Origin of the sequence: Anaerocolumna sp. AGMB13025 (assembly GCF_029689925.1) — a bacterium.
In the GTDB taxonomy this organism is placed as follows: domain Bacteria; phylum Bacillota; class Clostridia; order Lachnospirales; family Lachnospiraceae; genus Anaerocolumna.
The window spans coordinates 5,507,155-5,531,329 of the sequence record NZ_CP121445.1; the positions used below are offsets into that span (position 1 = coordinate 5,507,155).

Below are 24,175 nucleotides of genomic sequence, written 5' to 3' on the forward strand. Positions count from 1 at the left end.
AACCTCCATTAGTCCTCTATATTTAATCCTGCTTTTATAATGTTAAGAATTCTTGCAAATTCATTATTCAGGTACAGATACCCGATTAAAGCTTCAAAACCGGTTGCCGACCGGTATTCTGTTATACTTGCATTTTTAGCAGAGGTAAAGGACTTGGCATTACGTCCCCTTTTATAAATAGCTAGTTCTTCCTCTGTCAGCTTGTCCTCTATTTTGTGGAACAGCTCCATTTGTGCAGGAGCTTTAACTAAACTGCTGACCTGTCTGTGCAGTTTATTAACAGGTGCATTTCCTTTTTCTACTACCAGGGTACGTATAATCAGGTCATAAACCACGTCACCGATAAATGCCAGGGTAAGGGGGGAATAGGTCTTTAAATCCGTATCCGGGAGATGCAGTTTTGTTTTAATGTATTGGATCAGATTTAACTCTGCATTTTCTTCTATGCTCTTTTCCATCGAACACCTTCTCTCGTGTCTTCCAATATAATTCCCTTTTCTAATAGAAGATTTCTAATTTCATCTGCTTTGGCAAAGTCTTTGCTCTTTCTTGCATTCTGCCTATCCTCTATCAGCTGTTCAACTTCTTCTGCTAACAGTTCTTCTTCCTTCTTTGCCTGAATTCCTAATATATCGGTTAACTTAAGGACTTTATCCAGCAGGGTCTGAATCACTTCTTTGGAATTATCAGAAGTCAGGTTAGAGTTGGCGGCTTTTACAATTTCAAAGATAGCAGCAATGGCATCTGCCGTATTAAAATCATCCTCCATGGCAGCATCAAACTTTGCATTTAAACTCTCAATTTCACCAATCAGATTTTTCTCAGCTTCGCTTAGTTCTTTGGAAGCTGCCGAATCCAAAAGATGTTCCAGATTGTAAACCGCCGTAAGGATACGTTCCAAGCCGTTTTGGGAAGCCTCCATTAAATCCCTGCTAAAATTAAGAGGACTTCTGTAATGGGCACTTAGCATAAAGAAACGCAGGACCTGAAGAGGATATTCTTCGCTGATTTCCCTTACCGTAAAGAAGTTACCATCTGATTTGGACATCTTTTTATTGTCGATATTTAAAAACGCATTATGCATCCAGTATTTAGCAAATTCTTTACCGTTGCAGGCTTCACTCTGGGCTATTTCATTTTCATGGTGGGGGAATACTAGATCTTCTCCGCCTGCATGGATATCAATCTGTTCACCCAGGTATTTTTTACTCATAACCGAGCATTCAATATGCCAGCCGGGTCTTCCGTCACTCCAGGGAGACGTCCAGTAAGGTTCTCCTTCCTTTTTGGGTTTCCAGAGAACAAAATCCATGGGATCTTCCTTTTCATCGACAACAGCAATACGAATTCCCGCCTCCAGATCATCGATATTCTTTTTGGATAGTTTACCATAGTCTTTAAAGCTTCTCGTTCTGAAATAAACCGTACCGTTTTTCTCATAGGCATGACCCTTCTTAATTAGGGTTGAAATCATTTCAATCATGCCGTCGATTTCCTCTGTTGCTTTTGGATTGGTGGTTGCCGGTTTTATATTAAGTCCCTCCATATCCTTATGGCATTCCTCAATGTATCGTTCCGAAATTGTGGTAGCGGTTACACCTTCTTCAATGGCCTTCTTAATAATTTTGTCATCAACATCTGTAAAATTCGATACAAAATTCACTTCATATCCTTTATATTCCAGATATCTTCTGACGGTATCAAATACAATTACAGGTCTTGCATTCCCGATGTGAATATAATTATATACCGTAGGTCCGCACACATACATGCGGACCTTACCCTCCTCTATGGGAATAAATTCTTCCTTTTTCTTCGTTAAAGTATTGTATAGTTTCATTTTAACCTCTATTCTTGCGCACGCTCCTTGCACATACCAAGTTTGTGGTGCGCAAGCACAAACTTGCGGTTGAAAAATTTATTTTTCAACCTAAACTCCTATCTGCTAACTATTTTATTTTTTAACTTAATGGACTGTTAATGAATTTCCAGATGATTAAGCCTGCTACTAAGCTCCTGTAATTCATCTTTTAGCCTATCGTTTTCTTTCTGGAGCTCAATTAAATCATTATAAACCGGATCTGGAAGATGTACCTGATCCATATCTTCCCTTGGTATCTTCACATTATCCCGCTTAACAACCCGCCCCGGTACACCTACTACCGTAGAATTCGGCGGTATTTCTGATAAAACCACTGAACCGGCACCAATTTTGGAATTTTCGCCTACCGTAAAGGAACCTAGGATTTTAGCACCTGCACTGATCATTACGTTATTTCCTATGGTTGGATGTCTTTTACCGGTTTCCTTGCCGGTACCACCCAGGGTAACACCCTGATATAAGGTTACATTATCCCCGACTATTGCTGTTTCTCCGATTACTACTCCATGACCATGGTCAATAAACAGCCCTTTACCAATCGTTGCTCCCGGATGGATTTCTATTCCGGTTTTTCTTGCGGTTCGCTGGGAATACCACCGGGCAAGGAAATAATGTTTTCCTACATATAATTTATGTGCAATTCTATATCTGATTATAGCATGAAAGCTTGGATATAGAAATACTTCAAAAGGTGTTTTTATTGCCGGATCTCTTTCCTTTATAATTCGCATTTCTTCTTTAATATATCCGATAAAGCCCATATATTCTACCTCCTAGAATTATAGTCAAACATTAAAGCATAATACTAATCTCTTATCGTAACATAAGAAAAGATGTTTATTTAACTGTATAATAAGTACATTTTCTTTACTCTTAAAGTATGTCTCCTGTTTTGCATTTTATTGCTTGAATATCGAAACAGAGATTTATCATCTATATGGTAATTTATCTTAGAAGTTACATAATTTTATAAAATTAAAAGCTAACTTCTTAAGTTACAGCAAATTTCTTATGTTACATGCATCCTATAAAAGCACAAAAAAACTTCGTCTCTCATAGTAAGAGACGAAGTTTTCCGTGGTTCCACTCTATTTTGTAACGTATTCCCGTCAGGAATACCAGCTACCTTTTTATGACACATAACGGCTGCTACCGGATCAAGCTAAGTCAAAGACCTCACCTAATCAGCTCCCAAATGCACTTCGTTCATAATCTGGCAAAGAATGCTTTCAGCCGGTGACATTCTATCTCTGCTGCCTTCCTATTAACTACTTTTTTGTTCAACGCTTTTTACTTATTGGTATAATACTATATCTATTCTATGCAACAAACGCGAAAATGTCAATATTCCTGTACTAACTGATGTAAAATTTCTGTTTTAATTGATCAAAATTATTCTTTAAATATCTTAAGCTATGATGATGCCTGCAACTATGAAATCTCCTTGATGTTAAAAATGAAGTTTTCAGTATAATCATCCCACAACTATGACCCTGTAACTTTTACACCACATCATTTATAAATAATTTGCTATAACAGTTAAGTTTGCTGATTTTCTGCAAGATATCCTCTTTCTTGCCATTACAGATCAGTTTTGTAATTTCCTCATGAGTCAGCCTGCCAAAAAACAATCTGGTTAAATCAGATATATCTGCTGCAAGTTCCGGTTCCTCCTGTGTCTTTTCTGCCACACAGCCAGTTTTGGTAAATGTGAGCCGGTAGGTTCCGTTATTTTGCTTTACAATAGAATCCTCTGCTTTTATCCTTAAAGTAACATCCTCCCGTGCAGTCAGGTCTTTTAAAAACTCATTCAGATTAACAATTCTTGCCATGATGGAAGGAATGGAATGCTGCTGTTCGGTGGCATGTATTACATTACTGTCCAGGATTTGCTCTGCTACAGCCTTCATAAATGCTTCTTTTGCATCTGCCCTGCAGAGGCATTCTGCAATCCCAAGCCCGCCATCTGTCATATAAGCGGCATAGCCCATCGTTTTATCTCCCAGTGTGCAAAGCAGAACTCCTCCCATACCGCTTTCCATTTCATGGATTAAGCGTTTATAATAATAAGGCGAACGCAGGGTATAGATATCATAATATTCCTGTAAATACCTATTAGTAAAGTCAGTTAATTCTTCTATTGCCTCTTCATCGGCTGCTGCCACGGTTATTAGATTTAGCTGCTCTGGTCTGTCCTTGTAAAAGTCAGTTTCCTTACTATTCCTACCAGCTGCCATTATCTTCTGCTTCCAGAGTTCCTGCTCATATACGATACGAAACCCAAAGGGTACGTATATTGCCTCGGCAGCAGGCATAAGATAAGTGAAAGGCATATGTTCTTCATACATCTGCTTTAAGGCTGTCTCTAAAAGCTGCTTCATCAGGCCCTGATGTCTGTCTTCTAATCTGGTGGCAACTCCGACTATATAATTAAGGGTTTGCTTCTTTCCCCGAATCATTACGGAATACGGATTTAAATGCAGCATTGCACTTAGCTGGTTCTGTTTGTAAATGGTTAAAATCCGGTTGTCTTTTACTTTCCATTCAAAATAAAAGTCTGTGTAGGAATCTGTATCCCCAAAGCATTCCTGCCACAATTCATAAATATCTTCCCTTGCTTCACTGTCACTTTTTCCGGCAGACTGTATCTCATCAATGGTATTATATAATTTATATTCCATACTGCCTCCATTCTAAAGCTTTAGATTTTAGGGCATCCGGTGCAGCCTGAACAACCTCCGCAGCTTTGTCCATTTTCTTCTATTCCGTTATCATATCGGTAATTCGTTACAGAAGTCAGTAAGCACACCGCATTTGAGGATATACCCAAACCCTCTCCGGTAAATCCCAGACCCTCTTCTGTCGTGGCTTTGATATTAACCTGATCTTCCTCAATACACAAAGCGCTGGCTATATTTTTCACCATGAAGGGTATGTGTGGTGCCATCTTTGGTTTTTGGGCTATAATGGTGGCATCTATATTCTCAATTACATATAGTTTATCCTCAATTAATGCTCTGACCTTCTTTAGTAGTTCAATACTTGAAATACCTTTATAAGCTTCCTCCGTATCCGGAAAATGCTTTCCAATATCGCCCAGTCCCGCTGCACCTAACAGTCCATCCATTATTGCATGGAGAAGCACATCCGCATCGGAGTGCCCTAATAACCCTTTATCATACGGGATTGTCACCCCGCCTACTATTAAAGCACGACCTTCTACCAGGCGGTGCACATCATATCCAGATCCTATTCTCATCTTCTGCTCCTATCTTGCGAAAGATTTTAGAACTACCACTCCTTTAAACCTTGATAGTTCTTAATTATTATTATCAGATAAAACTCATTAAATGGCAAACCATTGTAATGGGTTAAGCCTATTATATACTAAATAACCTATTATAATCTACTTAATTATTAATAATTTTTTTCAATAGACTACCCTTTAAGATAGGTTTTTAAGCCAGTCAAGGTACTTTTTATACTGGAAATTATTAATCTTAAGTATAAAGCAAAAGAGATTGTCAAAAGACAATCTCTTTTGAATAGCGAAGGACGGATTTGAACCGCCGACACTGCGGGTATGAACCGCATGCTCTAGCCAACTGAGCTACTTCGCCATATATGATAAACAGCCAAAAGGCTATCTATTTTTGCCGTAAAAATGGGACCTATAGGGCTCGAACCTATGACCCTCTGCTTGTAAGGCAGATGCTCTCCCAGCTGAGCTAAGATCCCATGTTTGTCCTGCTTTTCAACAGGTACTTTATTATTATATTTACGAAGCCCATCTTTGTCAAGTACTTTTTATGTTAATCCCAAAAATTTTATGATAATTCCTAAAATAATTTAAATAATTAAATAAAATCATTGACAAGAGTTTTTTTAGTTATCGAAAAGGCACAATATTACACTCAAATCCTTCTTCAGCTGCAAATAATCTATTATAAAGCTGCAAATAGTCAATAAAAAGCTTATCGGTTCAAAAATCAATCTCAAAAATATTATTTTAAACCGATAAGCTTTAAATCAGGTATTTATCACCGAAATACTAAATTTTAAATAATTCTATCTTTTTATCTAGATTTTCCGCCGTCACCGCCAGCTCCAGGGCATCTTTTCCGACAATTTCACTATTTGCCGTTACCTGTTTTGCATGTTCTAGGAGTCCTTCCGAAGTAGCAAGTATTTCCTGGGCTCCTGCGGACTGTTCTTCTGTTATGGCAGCAACCGAAGCAGCAACCTCATCAACATTTTTCACTTTAACAATCATGTCATGGACTATTTCATTGGTTTCGCTAACGGAAGAATAGATTGTGTCAAAGGTTTCACTCGTGGTAGCGACCAGGCTTGTACTGGTCTTTATGCTCTCCACACTTTCTTTTGTTTTAACTGCTGTACTTTCAACCAGGCTGCTAATATTGTTTATCAGACCTGATATATTTTGAACTGCACCGGCACTGGTTTCCGCAAGTTTTCTTATCTCATCTGCAACAACCGCAAAACCTCTTCCGGATTCTCCTGCCCGGGCTGCTTCAATTGCAGCATTTAGGGACAATAGGTTCGTTTCAGAAGCTATTTCTCCGATTAAGGTAATAATTTCATTAATCTTTATCGTAGATTCTCCGACTTCACCAACTACTGTTTCCAGGGAATGAATTGCTTCTTCCACCGTATTCATGGCAGCATTGACCTGTACCATATCCTTGCGACCTTTTTCCGAAATCTGAACAGTATCCTGCATCTTTATACTTGCCTTTTGTCCCAGGGCATCTGCCTCCGAAACAAAGACTGCCAGGGTTGTTGCATTCTCTGCCACTTCATTAACTGATTTGGCAAGCTCATCTACTGTGGTATTTAACTCCTGCATAGAAGCGGACTGGACTTCGGCAGAACCATATAACGTTTCGGAGACTTTGCTGCTTTTCTCTGCCTGATCGGTTAATTGTCTTGCTGTTGTGCCTACTTCAGACATAATTCCACGCATGGTTTCTATAAATGTCTGCATACTGTTACTCATCGCTCCGACTTCGTCATTGCCTGTCGTTTCCACATTAATGGTAAAATCACCTTTTGTGATTTGCTCAATGGCACCGGTAAGTTTCTTAATTGGATGGATAAGTATATGGATAATTCTTTCCATAATTACTGTCAGGAGGATACTACAGATAATTGCAGCTATAATAATAAATACCTGCAGATTACTTAACTTCTTTAAAACTTCCTTTTCCGGTACATATGAGGCCAGTACCCAGCTGGTATTATCGATGTTATCCAGATAAGCCAAATAAGCACCGGATTCACCCTGTAATTTAAAAACTTCCTTATTATCCGAATTAAGCTGCCTGGTTATCCCATTTATTAATGGATCATCCGTAACTTCTTCCAGCTTTTTGGCTATCAAATCCTTATTTTTATGAGCAATTATCGTTTTATTGGTTTTATCGATTAAAAATACCGTTCCGGTATTCATCAGTTTCATATCTGCTACCATAGTGGATATTTCATTCAGAAAAATATCCGCTGAAGCTACTTCTGTCACAGTACTGCTTTTATGTAATTTAACAGAGGCGCTTAATACACTCTCTCCGGTATTGGCATCTATGTAAGCTGCTCCGAAACCGAAACTGTCACGGTTTAAACCTTCCTTATACCAATCCCTGTCCGTCACGACGTAATCTGCCGGAGGTACAAAATCAAATGCGTTAATAACAGCTCCCTGATTTGTACCAATATATACACCATAAGGATAACTAACGTTCTTATCCATTGTGGAACCTAAGTATTTCAATAACTCTACATCTGTAAAATCAACCTGTTCCAGGGTATTTTGAACCTGATTCAAGGAAGATATAATATCTTGTGACCAGGTTTCTATTTCATTTGCATTGGAAACTGATATAGATTCTACAATTTGATTTCCATAGTTTAAAATAATATTTCTTGAAGCCTGAAATGTTACTGTCAGTAACGCTATAATTGAAAGAATACTAATAGGTATTACTATCAATATTAATTTTGCTTTAATGCTTCTTTTCCGTACGCTTCCTTTATCCTTTGTTTTGTCCCTTTTCATAAAATCCCGCTTTCTGCTATGTACTAAATGATTTTGCTGCCCTTAACATTGCTCATTGTAAGATATGATTATTTATAAGTCAAGTCAAAAATTGTATGATTTTATTAGTTCTTGTCCGGCAATAGAAAAGCCTGTCAGATCCAATTCCCGCAATACAGAATCAAAACAGACAGATCGCCTTTGATGCTGTTCTTACGAAATTGACCGACAGGCCGTATTTATTCGTTAGTAATTATTTTTTATTTATTATGTTTTATATTAACCGGCACAAATCCCATTGGCAATAAATCCTCTAACGTATATATCCAATAATCGTCTTCTGATCTGGCTAATATGACGAAGAAATCAGATGGACTGCAAAATTCCATCATAACCTGGCGGCATACTCCGCAGGGCGGGCAATAGTCTGCCAATACTCCATCCCTCCCTCCGACAATTGCAATAGCCTGAAAATCTTTTTTTCCTTCACTTACTGCTTTAAAGAATGCCGTACGTTCTGCGCAGTTAGTCGGTGTAAATGTTGCATTTTCAATATTACACCCTGTATATATTTTCATATCTTTCGTTAGCAGTGCCGCACCTACCTTAAAACCGGAGTAAGGAGAATAAGAATACTTAAGACTATGAATCGCTTCTCGTATCAACTGCCTGCAAGTATCCTTTTTCAGAGCCTGTATTGGTTTATCACCGCCAGTATTCTGAATTAACTCTCCCTGCTCTCTGCAAACCAGCTCACTAGTTTCTACATGATCATTCTCCTGCTTCATATACTCAACTCCTTAATTATTATTTGTTACACCTTATTATGGTTTCACATCATTATTTTATCACAAAAAGCTATAAATTTGAAGAGTATAAGTAAATACATTGTTTATCAGGTAAATAATGGTATACTGGTATTTATGCGTTTTATATTATATTACTACATAGGACAGAAGGTTTATTATGAGGCTTATGAATCGAACCATTCATTTTTTCACAGTAAGAGGTATGCTTAATCCGGGTTTAGTCACCGGCGAATTACCTCCTACCAAAGACGTATATCGGAATTTCATTAATGTGGCCTGGCCGTCGGCAGTTGAGTCTTTATTAGTTGCCTTAATCGGCTTCGTTGATACGTTCATGGTTGGAACCCTTGGGGATGGTGCCATTGCCGCCGTCGGTATTACCAGCCAGCCAAAATTCATTTTGTTGTCCATGATATTTTCTCTGAATGTAGGAATCACTGCCATCGTTGCCAGGAGAAAAGGACAAAAGGACAGGGAAGGGGCAAATCACACCTTAAGGGCAGGTATTATCTTAACTACACTGATTTCTGTCAGTATGTCGGTACTGGGGTATATTTTTGCTGTACCTATCTTAAAATTTGCCGGGGCAGAAGCCGGTTACATCGATCAGGCCCTTAGTTACTTCCGGATTCTGATGATAAGTATATTCTTTACTTCCCTTAATTTAACCATTAATGCAGCCCAGAGAGGCTGCGGTAATTCCAGGATCTCTATGCGTACCAACATCGTTTCCAATGTTATCAATATCATCTTTAATATACTGTTAATTAATGGTATCGGTTTTTTTCCAAAGCTAGGCGTAAAGGGCTCTGCTACTGCCACCTGTATCGGTGCCATTATTGCCTGTATTATATCGGTCACTACTTTACTCAGAAAAGATGCTTTCTTAAGTCTGCGTTTTAAAGCCAGCTGGAAGCTGGGACGTTCTGTTCTGGATCCTATTACCAGAGTCAGCGGCAGTGCTTTTATAGAACAGGTATTTATGCGGATTGGCTTTTTTGCTTATGCCATTATCGTTGCAAGGTTAGGAACTACCGCCTATGAAACCCATCTGATTTGCATGAACATTCTGAATCTTTCTTTTTGCTTCGGAGATGGTTTTTCCGTAGCTGCCTCTGCTTTGGTTGGACAGAGCCTGGGAGCAAAGCGTCCGGATATGGCTATCCTATATGGAAAAGTGGGACAGCGTCTGGCCTTTTTGGTCTCCACTATGCTGTTTATATTATTTATGACTCAGGGAAGATTTTTAGTATCCATCTTCAAAGATGATCCTACTGTTACCGCCTTAGGTGCAGGCATAATGATTATTCTTGCTTTTACTACCCATGCTCAAACTTCACAGGTTGTCATATCCGGATGCCTGCGGGGTGCCGGTGACACTGTTTTTGTAGCAATCACCTCTCTGATTAGTGTAGCCGTTATCCGTCCGGCACTGACCTGGTTTTTATGTTTTCCTCTTGCCTTTGGCTTATATGGTGCATGGATTGCTTTATGCGGTGATCAGTTTTTACGTTTTAGCCTTAATTTCCTGCGGTTTTGCAATGGAAAATGGACTAGAATTCGTCTTTAACCTGCAAGAAGTTTTTCCATTAAGCTCTGCAGTGTAAAAACATCTCATAATGAGATTTTTTATGAAAAAGCTGCTGCAATAACCAAGGTTACGTTATTGCAGCAGCTTTTTCAATAATAAATAGTATATGCTAAAAAAGCCTGCCTAAAACTTTTAACATATGCGGTATAAAATAGATTATTTACTGCGTTTGTAGGAGAACAGAGTACATATATGAATTTAAAAACCCCATATTATGTTATTTCGGACATGCTTATTTAGTTGTAATTACTGGCTGGTACCCATAATGAATTGAATAATATCCTGTGTTACTTTATTATCAACATGTGACCTGGTTTTGTATTCCCCTAAGGTAGGGTTCCCATATCCCGCCATCATGAAATGATTCAGGGAAGGGTATGATATAAAGGTCCAGTTCTCTGATTTGTTAAAATTCTTCTTCCATATAGCAAACTGCTTCATAGTGACCTGATAATCTCTTTCACCTTGTAGTACCAGTACCGGTTTCTTTATATTTTTAGCCTGTTTTACCGGATAATAGGAATCCAGGTCGACCCAGTAATCCCTATACGCTCCTAAGATAGTGACGTTATCCGGGATTTTCTCAGGCTCTTCCAACTGTTTTAGCTGATTCTTAAGTGCCTCAAGCTGACTCTGTTCCTCTTTTGTAACCGTTTCATCTACACCTGCTATATACTCATATTCCTGATAAATATACTTCTTCATATGCTGTGCCGGAGCAGACATCATAATGTAACCCGCTATTCCTGACAGCTCTTTGTCAATTCCTGGCAACACATAGCCTCCCAGACTGTGTCCGAGTATATAGATCCTTGCTGAATCGATACCCTCAAGGTTTTTGACCATGCCTGCGGCGGCAAGGATATCATCTGTCGTTTCATCCTTAATTGTTAGTGACGTATCATTTTTCATCTGGAACTCATAGAGATAATTCCGTTTGTCATACCGGTAAGAAGCTATTCCCTCTTTAGCAAGTGCCCAGGCAATATCTCGAAAAGGTTTATTCTCATATATACTCTCATCCCTGTCCGAGGCACCAAACCCTTGAACCAAGATTACAACCGGAACGTTACTTCCTGCTTTCGGCGCCGTAAAAGTACCTGGTATTACATAGCCATCACTGGTAAAGGTGTATTCCGTTTCTGTGACTCCCTCCGGTATAGTACCCAGTTTCGCTGTGGTCCTGGTCAGATATTCACTATAGGTAAAACCTGTTATATTATGATTTCCGTCAAAAGCTATCTGGAGATTATAATTGTTTAAGGAGCATTCTATGGGTATTATAACATACTGGTAAGCTCCGATGGTATATGCATACGGTTCATGATACTTTTCTAATTTACCATATTCGGCATTATAGAATAATATAGTCTTTATTGTGTCCTCAGAAGCAATTTCTGCTTTCATCACTTCGTCATACTGGTAAGCCTGGCTAAGCTTTGTAAAGTTCTCCTCCAATAAGTCACCTGCAAACTCCTGTGCCACAAAAAGATTATCACCGGTAACCGGCTCATAACTTTCCACTTCTTCTGTACTTTGGGGGGCATTTTCATCCTGACTTTGTATGTTCTCTTTCGAATTCTCTATATCATCAACGGACACAGTCTCACTTTTCGCCGGTTCCATCTCTTTATTGCTGCAGCCCTGAAGGGAAAATACACATAATAGAATCAGAATGCTCTTTATTAGTTCTTTCATACCTACCCCCATTACAACCAATAATAATCTATCTTTATCATTATTCCCTGCTACGTTCTAATTAGCATGGGACTATTTTACCATACAAAAAGGCAAGTTACAATAAACCATGCATATATTTTCTCATAAAAAAGTTCTATAATAATATTCATATAATTCATATAATCAAGCTTTAGGACTTGTAAACATAGTATTCCTATGGTAATATAAAAATTATTATACGAAACAATAAGGAGGTCTCTATGAAGATTTCAACCAAAGGACGTTATGCACTGCGTTTAATGCTGGATCTGGCGCTTCATAATACCGGTGAATATATAACCATTAAAAGTATTTCAGCCAGACAGGAAATATCCGATAAATATTTGGAACAGATCATCACTCAGCTTAGCAAAGCCGGATATGTCAAAAGTATCCGCGGTGCTCAGGGAGGTTATCGTCTTGCAAAAGCCCCTGAGGAATATACTGTTGGTATGATTCTGCGTTTAATTGAAGGCAGTCTTGCACCTGTTGCCTGCCTGGAAGACGAAACGAACCAATGTCACCGAAGCAGCCAATGTGCAACTCTTGATGTATGGCAGCAGCTTAACGATGCTATCAACAATGTTGTAGATAATATTACCCTGGCAGATCTGGTGGATAAACAAAACAGTATTACCGGTAATGATTATGTGATATAATCTTTTTTAATAGTTATTATGTCGGAGCAATTACAAATGTCAGGGAAATTTATTATTGGTAAATTTTTCTTGACATTTGTAATTTTTTCTAATATACTCATTTCATAGTATTCATAGTCATTTAGTAGGTTATTCATTTCATTAGAAAGGTGGTATCATTTTATGGAGAAACATACTCTAAAATTTGAAACTCTTCAACTTCATGTAGGTCAGGAACAGCCTGATTCGGCTACGGACGCACGCTGTGTGCCTATTTACCAGACTTCCTCCTATGTATTTGCAAATTCTGCCCAGGCAGCTGCTCGTTTTGGTTTATCGGAAGGCGGAAATATATATACGCGCATTATGAATCCAACCACGGATGTTTTTGAACAGCGTATTGCTGCTTTAGAAGGCGGTGTGGCTGCTTTGGCTACCGCTTCTGGTTCTGCTGCCATTACTTATGCCATTCAAAACATTGCACATGCCGGGGACCACATTGTTTCTGCCAATACGATTTATGGCGGAACTTATAATTTATTTGCTCATACTTTTAAAGAATATGGAATCACCACCACTTTTGTGAATGCAGATGAAGAAGGCAGTTTTGAGAGTGCCATCAAACCTAATACAAAAGCTATTTTTATTGAAAGCCTCGGAAATCCCAACTCTAGTATTATTGACATTGCAGCAGTAGCTGATATTGCACATAAGAACGGTATTCCTCTTATTGTAGACAATACCTTTGCAACCCCTTATCTGCTTCGTCCGATTGAATACGGTGCCGATATTATTGTTCATTCTGCTACCAAGTTTATTGGCGGACATGGAACTTCCATCGGCGGTGTTATTATCGACTCCGGTAAATTTGACTGGGCTGCTTCCGGCAAATTCCCTTACCTTACCGAACCTAATCCCAGCTATCACGGCATCAGTTTTACCAGTGCCATCGGTGCTGCCGCTTATATTGTAAAAGCCCGGGTTACTTTATTAAGAGATACCGGAGCTACTTTAAGCCCGTTTAATTCTTTCTTATTTTTACAAGGTTTGGAGACTTTATCTCTTCGTGTGGAACGCCATGTAGAAAACACCATAAAAGTAGTAGAATTCTTAAAATCCCATCCTCAGGTTGAAAGTGTAAATCATCCCTCCTTACCGGATAATCCATATCACGATTTGTATAACAGATATTTTCCTAATGGCGGCAGCTCTATCTTCACCTTCGAAATTAAGGGAGGCGCAAAAGAGGCCCAGGAATTCATTGATAAATTAGAGATTTTCTCCTTACTTGCTAATGTTGCCGATGTGAAATCTTTAGTAATACATCCTGCAAGTACTACCCATTCCCAGATGACCACAGAAGAATTACTTGCTTCTGGTATTAAACCGAATACCATCCGTTTATCAATTGGCATTGAGCATATCGATGATATTATCTATGATTTAAATCAGGCTCTGACTAAATAGTAAATCAGGATCAAGTCGTAATAAGGCATTAATTAATTAACCAGCCATTTACCAGCTTTTTATAATACCTTCTAAAAAAGTGCCGCCTAAATATTAACTGTAAATTACTTGTGAGGAATGCACAAGTTCAACAACAGTATATTTTGGCGGCATCTTTTTTATTTACTCTTAAGTTCCACAAAATCATCCAGCAGAGCATCGAATTTATACATAGCACTTCCGTCAATGGCTACATAAAACAGCCCTACGCTTCTTGATTTTTCTCCGTCGTCTGTATAAACATTAATACCATAACAATCCTTACCCTTTATATTTGTATTCCAATCATCATATATTATTTTATACTCTATTAAATCTGCAGAAAGCCCTAAGTCTTTTGAAGATACTTTACTCAACTGAGCCAGTGCATCTTCTTTACTAAAACCCATGTCTGCCGTATTTTGGTTTTCCTCTTCTGATTTTGGTTCCGTATAAAGCGGGTGGTCAGAGAAAGGCGCCGTACTTCCGTCTGTATTCAGACACAATAACTCACCGCTTCCTTTGCTGACAAGTACGTCAGGCTTTATGGGACCATCACTGTCACTGATCTGATATTCATAATAATCGGTATTATCAATCTTTATATCATCTTTAACCAGTTCAAAGTAATATCCCCGTTCTCCTATAATGTCCTGAATTTTATTTATGGCTTCGTTTTCACTTAGAAAATCATTATCGGAGGTGGTATCCGTCTGATCTGTTGTTTCACCATCAGTTATGGTATCCTTTGTATCCTCAGTCGGCTGAACCGGGGTTATGGTAGGGGTTACTGTTGCTTCGGTTGTATTATCCGTTTTATCTTCCTCTTTTTTCCGGCAGGCTGTAAAAAGCATGCAGACAGCCAGTAAGCAAATACAGGTTATTATCATTCGTTTTTTAATCATAATCTCTCCAATTCTAAAGAAAACTGTTTCGTTATATATTTAATCCTAAGGTCTAGCGCCGTTCTCTCTTATATGGTTACACCTAAAGCTCTTAAATCCTCCACTGCCTTGTTAAATTCCGTAACCTGAATTGTATGAAAACCAAAAACCTTTGCAGCTTCTAAATTATTCCCATTGTCATCTAAGAATACGGCTTCTTTCGGGTTTATACCGTATTTATCAATCAATGCCTGATAGATTTCCGGTTCAGGTTTTATATAATTGACTTCATATGAAATTACACCGCCGTCTGCATGTGGAATGAATTTAAAGTGTTCTTTGGCATATTCGAAATTGGTTCTTCCGTAGTTTGATAACAGATAAACGTTATATCCGTTTTTCTTTAGATTCTTTACAAACTCTTCTGAATAAGAGTATTCTGTAACTGTCTTGTAACTGTTTTTAAAAAAAGAAGTTATCTCTTCGGTCAGTTCAGGGTCATATCCACAGCATATTTTAGTTATTTCCTCATCACTTAATGCCCCTCTGTCAAACTCATTCCAGGTCTTACTAAGAACAGTGGCATTGCTTAACCGGCGTAATGTTTCTTCATCATATCCGCATCCATTCAGGTAACCCTTCCAATCAAAATTGGCTAACACCTGACCGATATCAAGTACTATTGTTTTTATCATAGCATCCTCCTAATATATAATTAATGTCGATAATATTCTCATTATGTAATTTCTTCCTATGACTCTTTCTAGATTATTTCTATGTAATTTCTTTCTATAATTTTTTTCTATGGTTCTGTTCTTTCTATGTTAATTTCTTTCTATGTATTTCTTTTCTATGACTCTTTCTATGTAATTTCTTTCTATGGCTCTACTATGTTAATTTCTTTCTATAAATTTTTTTCTATGGTTCTTTCTATGTTAATTTCTTTCTATGGTTCTTACTATGTAATTTTTTGTTATTCTTATATATATGCTTCTCTCTATTTTATTTTTAATGTAATTCTTATAATGCAAATAAGTTCATTTCAAGGCATATGATCCTAACTTCCTCTTAACACCTATTGACTTATCTATTTCATAAGTTGTAGGAGATATCAATGCAATTCGGACCACTATAAGGATTATAACATTAGCGGCAAACTCAATCAAGTCTCATCTTTATATATCAGCGATGATACCTTCCTTTTAATCATCGTGCTTAACCTGCAGGGAGTGCTTTTATTTTACAGGGTAGTTCTGAGAACTTTCTGTAAAAGAACAAAGAGTCTGGCTCGCCAGACTCTAGCGCTGACGCACTGTCACGACAGTGACAATCTTCCTTAAGTGCGTCATGCGCATCCTGCCTGGAAGGCTTTTTTATTGCATAGGTAAGTTCGAAGATGTTTCCTATGCAATAAAAAAAACTTCAGAAAATCCTTGTTACCGATTTTCTGAAGTTTAAACTTAGCTTAGTATATGTTATCAATGACAAGGCACAGTTTATTCTATATTAGTTCCTTCCAGCTTTACCCATACCATCATTTCTCCAGGCTTTCTGTTTGCCCAGGCATAGTATGGAATCCATTTTAATATCTTCTTTTCGTAAACCGGCTCCGAATAAGGTTGATATAAGGTATCCTCATTCCAGCCGGTATCTGTAAGCTTTTTCCCTTCACAGGTTAAGGTGATAATACCTTTTAATAACTCCGGCTCATATTGTTCTTTAAATACCGTATCTTTGCTTATGTGAATCCGGTGTAATTCATTCCCGTTATCAGCTTCTTCCAGACAGTAGATGACAGGACCTCTGGATACTGCTGTTTTACCCAGGTCTTCACGTACTTTGGGGTTAGCCTGAATCAGTAATGTCTCCATCTTAAACTTGCAGATGATTTCGTCTGCCCTGCTCCACTTTCGGTTCAGATAGAGATATCCTTTTATCGGTGCCTTATGAATTCTTTCGCCATTAACCGAAATTTCATAGTCTCTGCACCAGTCGGGAATCCGGACGGCAAAGTCAAAGGCCGATTCCGTATCTGTATTAAATGTGATTTTAACGGTACCCTTCCACGGATATTCCGTTTCCACATTAACCGACAACTTATTTCCATGGATAGCTGTATTGATTTCACCTCCTATATACAGATTCATGAAAAATATATCGTCTGTAAGAGTATAGGCATAACTTCCAATTGAAGATAATAACCTGGCTATATTAGGCGGGCAGCAGGCACAGCCAAACCATTTCTGACGTTCCACTTTTACGTGTTTCTTATTCTGATCTTTCTCCGAGGCTTCCGGCAGAACTTCTAAAGGATTGACATAGAAAAATTTTGTTCCATCCAACGACATTCCGCTGATGGCTCCGTTAAATAAAACCCTTTCCATCACGTTGGTATATTTACTGTCTTTCGTCAATTCAAACATTCTTCTGGCAAAGAAAATGAGACCGATTGACGCACAGGTTTCCCCATATACCGTATCATTCGGCAGATCATAATCAAAGGTAAAGGCCTCTCCGTAATACGTAGCACCAATGGCACCGGTCACGTACATTTGCTTTGCGGTAATATTATTCCACAGACGTTCACATACCTGCATCAGTTCCTGATCATTTGTTTCCTTTGCCACCGCTGCCATACCACTATAGAGATACACCGCTCTTACCGCGTGACCTTCGGCTTTATCCTGAAATCTTACTTCTTTGCCGGCCTGGTAATACTGATACTTTACATTACTGTCTTTCCAATAGAAATTATTTTGATTCTTTTGATTTTCTATCTCAAAGTAAAGCGGTTCTTTGCCGCGTTCTTCAATAAAATATTTTGCCAAAGCCAGATGTTTTTCATCCTTTGTCACTTCATAAAGCCTTACTAAAGCCATCTCAATTACTTCATGTCCCGGATAGCCTCTTAACTTGCCCTGTTCAGTTCCAAATATCCGGTCAACACAGTCTATGTAGCGGATTGCTGCCTCTAGCAGTTTTGTCTTGCCCGTTGCCTGGTAATACACGACTGCTGCTTCTGTCATGTGTCCAAGGCAATATAATTCATGATTATCTTTTAAATTAGTAAACCGTTTATCCAACCCATTGATAATATAGTAGGTATTTAAATATCCGTCGGTTTGTTGAGCCCCACAAATATCGTCTATAGCACCATCCGCAGTTTTTTCAAGCTCTGAGTCGGGATGCCACATCAGGGAATAACCTACCGCCTCCAGCCATTTGTATACATCACTGTCCTGGAATACATAGCCCTTAAAGTCACCTGTAATTTTACCAGCCGCAATCCTAAAGTTCTGCATACAATAACTGGGCTCGGCTCCTTCTATACGGTCATTTAAGGCTTCCCACTGATAAGGTATCACATAATCCCGTATCAAATCCATATAGCCGCTGAAAAACCTGTCTTTTATTTCTATTTCTTTCATAGATAATAATTTCATATTAACCTCTATTCTTGCGCACGCTCTTTGCGCATACTATGTTTGTGGTTCACAAGCATAAACTTGCAGTTGAAAAATTTATTTTTTAACCTAACTCCCATTGCATAACACATCGGCGAGCAGATGTGTTACTGCCACATATAAAAGGTTGCAAGAATCAATAAGTGGCATCCTCTCATTCATAATATTTTCTTTCAACCCAACTCCTATCTTTGTACTCTGCCATATTCAGGCATTTAACCTATTTGTTTGCAATGCTGCTGAAATAACACCACCCATTTTAGAAATACAAAGTTTCCATTTCCCATATAGACTCAATTTTACTATAATTCTTTTAGTGCTTTTAAAAAATATTGACCTCTCTCTACTTCCATGCTACAGTAATTGAGAGAGTGCTGTAACAGATGAATAAGAAGACTATAGAAACGCTGATATTCCTTTGTTATAGATAAATAATATAATAATTATTATATCGATACAACTCCCCATATTATTAAAAAGGTGGTCATATCCCATATGTTGTACTTAGTAAGCAATGTAAAATATCCCATTCAATATCATACCAGCGGTAATCTTACAAACAATAATCATTTTGTTCATCCTGACCGAATCCTGGATTCCCATGTCTTAATTATCGTTCGTAAAGGCATTCTGCATATCCATCAGGACGGTAACAATTACGAGGTGGGACCAAACCAGTTTATTGTCCTGTTTGCAGGCAAACACCACTATGGATATAAACCCAGTAATGGTCCTCTGTCATATTATTGGACTCATTTTTCGATACAGGACCCGGATTTTAACTATTACAGTCCCTCCAGCTTAAAAAGGGACCTGGAAATTTGGAATGCCGGTCCAGCCCAGACTCCGTTAGCCATGACAAAATATATCCTGCCAGAATATGGTTCTCTTGCAGAGAATAACCGTTCCTCCCTTTATTTCGTACAGTTACTAGATACTGCAAAAAGGGAAAATTACGCTCCAACATACCGCTGTCACTATATTCTTAGCTTTTTACTGTTGGAATTAAGTACAGAAGCTCTTTTTATACCGGATCTCACCATGCATAACATTCCGGCTGCCATTGTAAACATAATCGAATGGATCCGCCTTAATTATAATGAATCCCTGTCTGTACAGGGTCTGTCCGAACTCTTTGGTTATAATCCTACTTATCTTTCCAGCCTCTTCAAAAAATACACCGGCTATCCCTTAATCAGCTATATAAACCATACCAGAATAGCCATCTCCAAGAACCTTCTGACCAATGATATAACACTGAAGATAGGCACCATAGGAAAATTATGCGGTTACGGGGATGAAAAACTATTTATGAAGGTATTTAAAAAAATCGAAGGGATAACTCCAACGCAATATCGCAATACCTTTTCTAATAAATATTTCAACAAATAATCGAATCAGGCTTTTGACAAAAACAGCATTGGGCTTTATGAGAAAAGCTACTTTCTGCATAATGTCCAATGCTGTTTTATCTAAATACAAAACCGCTGTTATTAATCGAAATCTATCCGTTTTAACCCCTGCCTGGTTAATTCATATACAGTGGTTGCCACCTCTTCAATATACTTTCTATCATGAGTAATACTAATAATAGTACCTTTGTACTCCGATAAAACACCCCGGATGACCGGATTGGATAACGGGCTTAAATTTCTTGTTGGTTCGTCTAATATCAGTACATTACAGCCATCCAGAATCAGTTTCAGCAATATTAGTTTTGCTTTCTGACCACCGCTTAATTCACCGATTTTATGCTCCATCTCTTCCCTGGTAAACTTCATTCCGCCCATAAAAGTAAATGCTTTTGTTATATCTTCTTTCCTGCCGCTGCTAACTAAAAAATCCACCGGGTTCATGGTATAATCAAGAATCTCCTCATAATTTTGAGGCATGTAACCCGCTTTTATATCTCTTCGGCTTAATAATTCCTTTACAATTCCATGAAGGAAGGTCGTTTTACCAGTGCCGTTATCTCCAATTATGGCAACATGTTCAGGTCCAATAACCCGAAGGAAGAGATTTTCAGCTAATACCCTATCTTCCCCTTCATTCCTGACCTTTAAGACCTCCAAGGAATACTCCAGGATTTTTTTACCATTGGGTATCTGAGTTCCTTCGGGAAAATCAAAGAGTATTGCTTCCTCCACATCGGGTATCTCCAAAAACTCCTCAGCCTTTTTCTCGATACGTTTCTCCTGAGATAATAGGTTCTTCATCTTCTTTTTTAACAACCTGCCACCGGCCGGATTACCTCTTGAAATATTATCCTGCTGACTGTCCACTTTGTTGTAAATCTGCTGCCAGCGCTGCATCTTGCTTTTATAATCTTCTCTTTGCTTTCTGGCAACCATCTCCTGTTTTTTCAGACCGCTTAATCGTTTCTGCGCATATTCCTCATAACTCATATAGGCAACGGTATAGTGGGGCTCTGTTTTCCGCTTTACCTGTTCCAGATGAATAATGATATTAGCAGTATTTTCAATCATGGCTTCATCATGGGATACATATATAATGGGGCATTTTGTGTTATTGATAAATTCCTCTAGCCATAACAGGGTACTGATATCCAAATCATTGGTCGGTTCATCCATTAAAAGAACATCTGGTTCCTCCGCCAGCAATTTAATTAGCCGAAGTTTTACCTTTTCCCCGCCGGATAGTGTTTTTATTAACTGGCTGCTGTTAAAGATTGACGGTTCGAGATTCATAGTCCAGATACCAGGATCGGAACAACTGTATAGATCCACCTCTGCCAAAAACTCCTGGACAGTACAGTTTAACCACTTTTCCTCCATTTCCTGTTCCAGATAACCCATTTTATTATGACCCAGTATCTGCCCTGAATAATCACAATAGTTTTCTAATAATTCTTTACTATAAATAAATTTAAGCAGCGTACTCTTGCCGTTTCCTTCTTCCCCTATAATTACAGCCTTGTCTCCTTGATTCAGTGTAAAATTAAAGTCCTTTATTAATAAACGGCTATCTTCTTTTTTTGATATAGTCACATTCTTAATATCTAACATTAGATTCCTTCTTTCTCTTTTCAATTATATCCGCTAATTTAATATCTTTGTATCCATTCTCCCACCTCCAGTTAAGTAAAAATATTCTCGTGGCAGAACAAAGAGTCTGGCTCGCCAGACTCTAGCGCTGACGCACTGTCACGACAGTGACAATCTTCTTAAGTGCGTCATGCGCATCCTGCCTGGAAGGCTTTTTTATTGCATAGGTAAGTTCGAAGAAGTTTCCTATGCAATAAAAAAACACTTCCCTAAGAAAGTGTTATCCTGATAAACCAATTAATGTAGGGGATCTGTTAAGCAGATCATTACTTACCCTAAATAAATAAAATTTTACGAAAGAAGTCATATGACAAAGTTATTCTGATTATCTTAATACCCTGCAAAGAAGATTTCCATCCGTACTGTTTATGCGAATAAAGCTTTCTATTTTAAATGAAGTATTTAACTTGTTGTTTTTATTCTTTAAAATCATCATTTTATCCGCCTCTTTTCCTACCGGTATATATAATCAACTATATCCGAAAATCTTTTAAAATCTATGTCTATACTAACATAGCATTATTAAATAGTCAATTAGAAATTCCTGAATTCCCAAATATTTCTGAATTCCCAAATGTATTTTGTGGATAATTCAGAGAATTTTCCTTTAAAAGAACAAAGAGTCTGGCTCGCCAGACTCTAGCGCTGACGCACTGTCACGACAGTGACAATCTTCCTTAAGTGCGTCATGCGCCTCCTGCCTGGAAGGCTTTTTTATTGCACAGGTAAGTTCGAAGAAGTTTCCTATGCAATAAAAAAGCTGTTGAAAACTTGCATCAACAGCTTTATATCTCTTATTTAAATTCATGATTTCCTAAACTAAATGTTTTACCTCTTAAACTACCGCTGAAGTATAGATACTTACTGAAGTTTTTCTTATCACCACTTACGGTGATATCAGTAGTTCCACTTAAAGCTTCTTTCGCAGCTTTAACGCATTCCTGCTCAGAATCTGAATTGAATTTACCATTATCATACTGACTCAATGCATTATTTAACGAGCCGTTCGTTACAGGTCCAAACTGATACCTCTGGTATATAACTCCTTTTACGGAATCAGGATAGGCTCCCGATCTTACTCGGTTCATTACTACGATAGCCACAGCAAGTTTGCCGTTATAAGATTCCCCATTGGCTTCACAATAGATTAATGCGGATAATAATCTTAAATCTGCTTTGGAATAGCTGTCTTCTTCTGCTTTCTTGGCTTCGGCTGCTTTTTTCTCCGCTGCCGCTTTTTTCTCTGCTGCCGCTTTTTTCTCTGCTGCCGCCTTCTTTTCTGCGGCTGCTTTCTTTTCTTCCGCTGCCTTCTTCTCTGCTGCCTTTTTATCAGCTACAGCTTTTTCTTCCGTAGCATCATTATTCTTAACTTCTTCTGCCGGAACTGCTGTGTCATCCTCTGATACAGCATTAGTATCCTCGTTAGTTCCTATAGAAGAATCTAAATTGGTTGTATTATCTGTAACTCCATTGTTATCATTAACAACTGCACCCTCTGCGCTAACTGTAGCATCTTCTGTAACAATATTATCTTCTTCTGCTGCATATGTGTATACATTCGCGAAACCTGTTAACGCAATTCCCATTAGTAAACACAATAGTAACTTTCTGAATTTCATAATAGTCTCCTTTTAACGGCTTAATAACTTATAAGTCATTCCTAATTATAACTACTTAATTATTACAAATTACGAACATGTATTAAGATAAGGTAATAATCATTTAATAATTATGTAACAATTATAACATAGTCTAAACCAAAAAGCAAGCTATTAAAACCCATTCCAGCATAAATTATCCATAAAAAATTTGATAAATCAGCCTAAAAACAGACAAACTTCACCAAAACAGGGGTAATAAGTATAAAAAAATGGGTATAACAAAATTAAAAAAATTGCAATTCTTTTTAAATATATTACAGAAATTAAGAAATATATTTAAAAACGGAAAGTTCGCTTGACAATATTAATGGTATGTGCTATTCTTGAACGGAAAGCTAGCTTTCCATTTGTTTCATCTAATCAATAATTACTTTCATACTAATAATCCTAAGATCCATTCATTACTATCTATAAATAAAATATTTTATTAAGGGAGGCATTGACATGAAGAAACAACAAAAGAATCTTTATATTACTCTATTTGTACTAGGTGTAATTTTACTAGTTTCCGGGTTTCTTATAATCTCAGAAGACTATAGTAATATATCCGGGCTGTGCATAGGAATCGGTATCGGGCTGATGGCTATGAGTTTTTCAAATCTGGTAATCAACAACTATTATCAAAAGCGTCCTGTACTCAAAAGACAAAATGAGATTAATTCAAAAGATGAACGTAATACCACAATTACCAATAGAGCTAAAGCAAAGGCTTTTGATTGGACGATAAGGCTATTAATTGTTTTTCCATTTTTACTTATATTCTTTAAATCTCCTTTATGGATGATATTTTCGGTTATAGGTATCTATCTTCTTGGCTTTAGCATACAGGTCTTTTATACGATAAGATTTAATAATGAAATGTAACTCCATCATTATTATGAAGGTTATAATGGACTAGTAGTTACAATAACTAGTAGTTATG

General features: G+C 37.8%; 18 protein-coding genes, 2 tRNA genes and 1 other annotated feature. Of the genes, 5 read left to right on the forward strand and 15 right to left on the reverse strand.

Features of this window, described 5'->3' with window-relative positions; all coding sequences use genetic code 11:
- Positions 1-8: 8 nt before the first annotated feature.
- The 9 genes from QA584_RS22895 to QA584_RS22935 all read right to left on the reverse strand — a co-directional run bounded on the left by QA584_RS22895 (position 9) and on the right by QA584_RS22935 (position 8,725).
- A complete protein-coding gene (locus QA584_RS22895) occupies positions 9-458 on the reverse strand; it encodes a Mini-ribonuclease 3 (RefSeq protein WP_278271420.1) in 450 nt (149 codons plus the stop codon).
- Positions 443-1,840, reverse strand: a complete 1,398-nt coding sequence (cysS, locus tag QA584_RS22900) for a cysteine--tRNA ligase (protein ID WP_278271421.1) — start codon at positions 1,838-1,840, stop codon at positions 443-445. Before cysS ends, QA584_RS22895 begins: the two co-directional genes overlap by 16 nt.
- 137 nt (positions 1,841-1,977) lie before the next feature.
- Positions 1,978-2,643, reverse strand: a complete 666-nt coding sequence (gene epsC, locus QA584_RS22905; protein WP_278271422.1) for a serine O-acetyltransferase EpsC — start codon at positions 2,641-2,643, stop codon at positions 1,978-1,980.
- 297 nt (positions 2,644-2,940) lie between these two features.
- Positions 2,941-3,175: a binding site (T-box leader), on the reverse strand.
- 209 nt (positions 3,176-3,384) lie between these two features.
- Positions 3,385-4,563 carry a GNAT family N-acetyltransferase gene (locus QA584_RS22910; RefSeq protein WP_278271423.1) on the reverse strand — a complete coding sequence of 393 codons (1,179 nt, stop codon included), beginning with the start codon at positions 4,561-4,563 and terminating at the stop codon, positions 3,385-3,387.
- A 20-nt stretch (positions 4,564-4,583) separates the two neighbouring features.
- Positions 4,584-5,141, reverse strand: coding sequence for a 2-C-methyl-D-erythritol 2,4-cyclodiphosphate synthase (ispF, locus tag QA584_RS22915; protein ID WP_278271424.1), 558 nt, complete (start codon positions 5,139-5,141; stop codon positions 4,584-4,586).
- A gap of 287 nt (positions 5,142-5,428) precedes the next feature.
- Positions 5,429-5,502: transfer RNA gene (locus QA584_RS22920), tRNA-Met, on the reverse strand.
- Between the two features lie 45 nt (positions 5,503-5,547).
- Positions 5,548-5,620, reverse strand: a tRNA-Val gene (locus QA584_RS22925).
- A gap of 313 nt (positions 5,621-5,933) precedes the next feature.
- Positions 5,934-7,958, reverse strand: coding sequence for a methyl-accepting chemotaxis protein (locus QA584_RS22930; protein ID WP_278271425.1), 2,025 nt, complete (start codon positions 7,956-7,958; stop codon positions 5,934-5,936).
- 239 nt (positions 7,959-8,197) lie between these two features.
- Positions 8,198-8,725, reverse strand: coding sequence for a cytidine deaminase (locus QA584_RS22935; RefSeq protein ID WP_278271426.1), 528 nt, complete (start codon positions 8,723-8,725; stop codon positions 8,198-8,200).
- A 187-nt stretch (positions 8,726-8,912) separates the two neighbouring features.
- On the opposite strand from QA584_RS22935, the gene QA584_RS22940 reads away from it, so the two are divergent.
- Positions 8,913-10,316: an MATE family efflux transporter gene (locus QA584_RS22940; protein WP_278271427.1), complete on the forward strand. Its 1,404-nt coding sequence runs from the start codon at positions 8,913-8,915 to the stop codon at positions 10,314-10,316.
- A gap of 267 nt (positions 10,317-10,583) precedes the next feature.
- Here QA584_RS22940 and QA584_RS22945 read toward each other — a convergent pair whose 3' ends face one another.
- Positions 10,584-12,035 (reverse strand): prolyl oligopeptidase family serine peptidase, encoded by a 1,452-nt coding sequence (locus QA584_RS22945; RefSeq protein WP_278271428.1) that lies wholly within the window; start codon positions 12,033-12,035, stop codon positions 10,584-10,586.
- Positions 12,036-12,277: 242 nt separating this feature from the next.
- On the opposite strand from QA584_RS22945, the gene QA584_RS22950 reads away from it, so the two are divergent.
- Together QA584_RS22950 and QA584_RS22955 are read left to right on the forward strand one after the other, a co-directional pair.
- Complete coding sequence (locus QA584_RS22950; protein ID WP_278271429.1) at positions 12,278-12,715, forward strand: RrF2 family transcriptional regulator; 438 nt, start codon at positions 12,278-12,280, stop codon at positions 12,713-12,715.
- A 162-nt stretch (positions 12,716-12,877) separates the two neighbouring features.
- The gene (locus QA584_RS22955; RefSeq protein WP_278271430.1) at positions 12,878-14,161 is read left to right on the forward strand and encodes an O-acetylhomoserine aminocarboxypropyltransferase/cysteine synthase family protein; all 1,284 of its coding nucleotides are present in this window, start codon (positions 12,878-12,880) and stop codon (positions 14,159-14,161) included.
- Positions 14,162-14,319: 158 nt separating this feature from the next.
- Here the strand turns inward: QA584_RS22955 and QA584_RS22960 are convergent, their stop codons facing one another.
- From QA584_RS22960 to QA584_RS22970, 3 genes are all read right to left on the reverse strand, one after another.
- Positions 14,320-15,084, reverse strand: a complete 765-nt coding sequence (locus tag QA584_RS22960) for a hypothetical protein (protein ID WP_278271431.1) — start codon at positions 15,082-15,084, stop codon at positions 14,320-14,322.
- Positions 15,085-15,152: 68 nt separating this feature from the next.
- Positions 15,153-15,758 (reverse strand): HAD family hydrolase, encoded by a 606-nt coding sequence (locus QA584_RS22965; protein ID WP_278271432.1) that lies wholly within the window; start codon positions 15,756-15,758, stop codon positions 15,153-15,155.
- 801 nt (positions 15,759-16,559) lie between these two features.
- A complete protein-coding gene (locus QA584_RS22970; RefSeq protein WP_278271433.1) occupies positions 16,560-18,506 on the reverse strand; it encodes a glycoside hydrolase family 127 protein in 1,947 nt (648 codons plus the stop codon).
- 516 nt (positions 18,507-19,022) lie between these two features.
- Between QA584_RS22970 and QA584_RS22975 the strand changes: the two genes are divergently transcribed.
- Entirely contained in the window at positions 19,023-19,919 is an 897-nt protein-coding gene (locus tag QA584_RS22975; RefSeq protein WP_278271434.1) for a helix-turn-helix domain-containing protein, read from the forward strand.
- A gap of 101 nt (positions 19,920-20,020) precedes the next feature.
- Here the strand turns inward: QA584_RS22975 and QA584_RS22980 are convergent, their stop codons facing one another.
- Together QA584_RS22980 and QA584_RS22985 are read right to left on the reverse strand one after the other, a co-directional pair.
- Complete coding sequence (locus QA584_RS22980) at positions 20,021-21,553, reverse strand: ATP-binding cassette domain-containing protein (protein WP_278271435.1); 1,533 nt, start codon at positions 21,551-21,553, stop codon at positions 20,021-20,023.
- Between the two features lie 833 nt (positions 21,554-22,386).
- A complete protein-coding gene (locus tag QA584_RS22985) occupies positions 22,387-23,211 on the reverse strand; it encodes a cell wall hydrolase (protein WP_278271436.1) in 825 nt (274 codons plus the stop codon).
- A 486-nt stretch (positions 23,212-23,697) separates the two neighbouring features.
- Between QA584_RS22985 and QA584_RS22990 the strand changes: the two genes are divergently transcribed.
- Complete coding sequence (locus QA584_RS22990) at positions 23,698-24,117, forward strand: hypothetical protein (protein WP_278271437.1); 420 nt, start codon at positions 23,698-23,700, stop codon at positions 24,115-24,117.
- Positions 24,118-24,175: the final 58 nt, after the last annotated feature.